This is a genomic window from uncultured Campylobacter sp., assembly GCF_938045225.1.
Classification (GTDB): Bacteria; Campylobacterota; Campylobacteria; order Campylobacterales; family Campylobacteraceae; genus Campylobacter_A.
The window spans coordinates 1-2,250 of record NZ_CALINL010000073.1 but is presented as its reverse complement, the minus strand read 5'-3'; the positions used below and the strand labels follow the sequence as shown (position 1 = coordinate 2,250).

3 protein-coding genes are annotated in these 2,250 nt (G+C 43.6%); all 3 read left to right on the top strand.

Features of this window, described 5'->3' with window-relative positions; translation table 11 throughout:
• The 3 genes from Q0200_RS11895 (at position 1) to Q0200_RS03155 (ending at position 1,972) form a co-directional block, all read left to right on the top strand.
• Positions 1–135: a DUF5334 family protein gene (locus tag Q0200_RS11895; RefSeq protein WP_366118179.1), complete on the top strand. Its 135-nt coding sequence runs from the start codon at positions 1–3 to the stop codon at positions 133–135.
• A gap of 149 nt (positions 136–284) precedes the next feature.
• Complete coding sequence (locus tag Q0200_RS03160) at positions 285–1,454, top strand: hypothetical protein (protein WP_297937601.1); 1,170 nt, start codon at positions 285–287, stop codon at positions 1,452–1,454.
• Positions 1,451–1,972, top strand: coding sequence for a hypothetical protein (locus Q0200_RS03155; protein ID WP_297937599.1), 522 nt, complete (start codon positions 1,451–1,453; stop codon positions 1,970–1,972). The genes Q0200_RS03160 and Q0200_RS03155 overlap by 4 nt, the downstream gene beginning before the upstream one ends.
• Positions 1,973–2,250: the final 278 nt, after the last annotated feature.

Below are 2,250 nucleotides of genomic sequence, written 5' to 3'. Positions count from 1 at the left end.
ATATACGACTGCAAAGACGGCAAATACAAGATCGTAAACGTTGAAAGTATATCCAAGGGAGGGAGTAGCGTAGAAATAGAAGTATACGACTATGAAAAAAATAAAATTAGAATTTTAGAGATGGAAGGCCGATAGTTGCATAGGGGATAAGCAACAAAACACGTGCGCTGCAAAAGCAACTATAACAGCGCAAACAATACCATAAGATTATTAAAAATTAACGATTTATACGTTTTTTAGGAAACTCATAATCTAAACTATCCGCAAAAAAGCGGAGAGTTTAGATGGATAACGACTTAAATTTAATCGAAAAAGCATTTAGAGATCTTGAAGCCCACAAAGATAGATTTTTAAAATGCGAAGCGGCGTTTCTCGCCACATACAAAGACGACAAACGAACGAGCAAGCTCAAAAACTCCGAGCGTAGCCGTTCAAAGCTGTACGTGCCGCTAATCAAAACTACCGTTTTTATCATACACGCTATCTTTAAAACAAGCTTTATGAGCGATCGCTGCCCGATCGAGATCACTCGCGTCGGGCGCAGAAGCGACGATGATCTAGTCTTGCAAAACGCTCTTACGGCGGTACTCAAAAACCGCTGGAAGAAAAAAGAGCACCGCGTAGGGCTTAGTAAGGCAGTCCTAAGCGCGCTATACTTGCCGCTAGGCATAGTAAATCTTTTCTACGACAAAGAGCAGGGCGATATCGCTACTCGCTTCATCCCTATCACCGATCTAGCCTTTGACAAATACGCAAGCGACATCAACGACATAGAATACGTCTGCTACAAATGGCGTCAATCCGTGCGCCAGGTCGAAGAAAAAATCAAAACGAAATTTTACAAAGGCAAAGACAAAGATCTCATCCTGGGTTCAAAGGTGGAGTGGAGTCAGCGGGTACAGATGAAAGATATCTACAAAAAGGTCTATGTAAACGGCCGCCAGATGTGGGAGCTAAAGAGCTTTGCTAATGACTTCTTGGTAAGAGAGACGAAATTTTCGACTCTGCCGTTTCACTTTGGCTACTGCATAGACGCGATGCCTAGCATCGAGGAGAGTATGCGCGAAAACGAAAACGCCGTATACGGCTCGTGCGTGCCGGAAATCGTAAAAGAGATCCAAGAAGAATACAACATCAAGCGCAATCAAAAAATCGATATCACCGAAAACCAAATAGACCCGTCGTTCGTGGTAGATAAAACCAAGGGCGCGGTGGCGGTTAGCGACGTGATGGCTAGAAAAAAGGTGATCAGGGTAGAAACGGACATGGGCGCTAGAGTGAGCGACGTGATAATGCCGTTTCCGACGCCGCCTACGTATCAGCTAAGCGAAGAGATAAATATGCTCGGTAAAGAGTACGAAATAGCAACCGGCGTAAATAGCGTGATGACGGGGCAAACTAGCCCGAGCGATCGCCGAGCCATGGGGGCGCTGCAAACGGCGCAAGCTCGATGAGAATAGAGAGCATGATGCAAACCTTGCTAGAAACTATGCTTTCAAGCTACGCACAGCACTTTGTAGAGCTGCTGTACCGTTTCGTAAGCGACGAGGAATTCGTAAAAATAACCGAAGACGAGAGCGTGATAGAGACGATCGGCACGCTCGCGCAAAGAAAAGCAAACCGTCTGGATTTTGACGTTTCGGTCAATTTCGGCACGACGATAGCAAACGAAGTAAAAATCAATCAACTAAACGGACTACTGGGCGTGCTAGCCCAAAACCAAATCAGCTCACCAAAAATAACGGGCGAAATAATCAAAGAGGTGCTAACTCTAATCCTGGGCGAAAACGCGCCGATAGAGCAGGTGGATGAGGCTATGGCACAGATGTCGGCGATGCAGGAGGCGGCGCAAGCTCAGGCCATGGAGCAGGCGCAAATAGAACAAGCGCAAGCGGAGCAAGAAGCGCAGGCACAAAGCGAAGTTAGCGAGGAGGAGATAGAGATGGCGGCTTTGGCAAACGGCGGGGTGTAGATATGGGTACCGTCTTGAAATTTTATACTTTTTTTAGGACGCGGGTAAATAAAATAATAAAAATTTTAAAGGAGAAGATTTTTCTTATTTAGGAGTAAAAACTACAAGAAGATTTTATTCTTCTATGAAGGAAGAAGAATATATTTTTGATGTTGAAGGTACAATTAATGAATTTAATGAACTTAAAGAATTCTATAATAAACTAGCTAATGAAGATTTAGCACTATATATTTATATATTCTAAGAAAAAATTGAAACTAACAAAGGTATAAAAATTG

Excerpts from the sequence above, each read along its gene's own strand:
- Q0200_RS03155 (WP_297937599.1), top strand. The coding sequence starts at position 1,451 with ATGAGAATAGAGAGCATGATGCAAACCTTGCTAGAAACTATGCTTTCA.
- Q0200_RS03160 (WP_297937601.1), top strand. The coding sequence starts at position 285 with ATGGATAACGACTTAAATTTAATCGAAAAAGCATTTAGAGATCTTGAA.